Genomic DNA, 638 nt, shown 5'->3' on the forward strand with positions numbered 1-638 from the left:
TTCAACAACGCTGGTACCTTTGTGCAAGATGCTTCCGGCAAACAAACAAGCATTAATACCGCTTTCAACAACTCTGGTACCGTCAATGTAAAGTCAGGTACGCTCTCACTATCTGGCGGCGGCACTTCAACTGGTAGCTTTGATATTCAGTCAGGTCAAACGCTTGAATTTGCAGGCGGGACGCATGAGTTAACTGGCAGCACGATTACCAATGCTGGCACACTGAGAAACTCAGGCGCAACCACAAATATGCAATCATCATCACTAAGTGGGAACGGTGCCATTCAAGTGAGTGGTGGCGCATTAAATATCAATGGTGCAGTCAACCATACATCTCAGGCAGTCAGTGTCTCTGGTGGTGAGCTCAATTTTAGTGGTACAGGCAATTTGAATACAGGTTCACTGGATGTTTCTGGTGGTGCGTTCAACAGTGCGGCTAACATCACTACCTCATCTGTCAGCCACACCAGCGGCACGATTGGCGGCTCAGGCAGCCTGCTCACCACAGTGCTCAACTGGTTTGGTTATGGCTCAACTCAAAAAGGCAATGGCACCACAACTGTCAGCGGCAATGCAACCATCGGCGATGGTACTAACTACTCATATCATCTTCTCGGTGATGGCGACGGCACCAACCG

At 49.4% G+C, this 638-nt stretch carries 1 protein-coding gene; it reads left to right on the forward strand.

Going from position 1 to position 638, the window contains the following annotated elements; all coding sequences use genetic code 11:
• On the forward strand, positions 1–638 hold a 638-nt coding region (locus tag ACFQ1T_RS14370; RefSeq protein WP_379078016.1), incomplete at both ends, for a hypothetical protein.

The sequence above is a fragment of the Methylophilus glucosoxydans genome, assembly GCF_042676145.1.
In the GTDB taxonomy this organism is placed as follows: Bacteria; Pseudomonadota; Gammaproteobacteria; order Burkholderiales; family Methylophilaceae; genus Methylophilus; species Methylophilus glucosoxydans.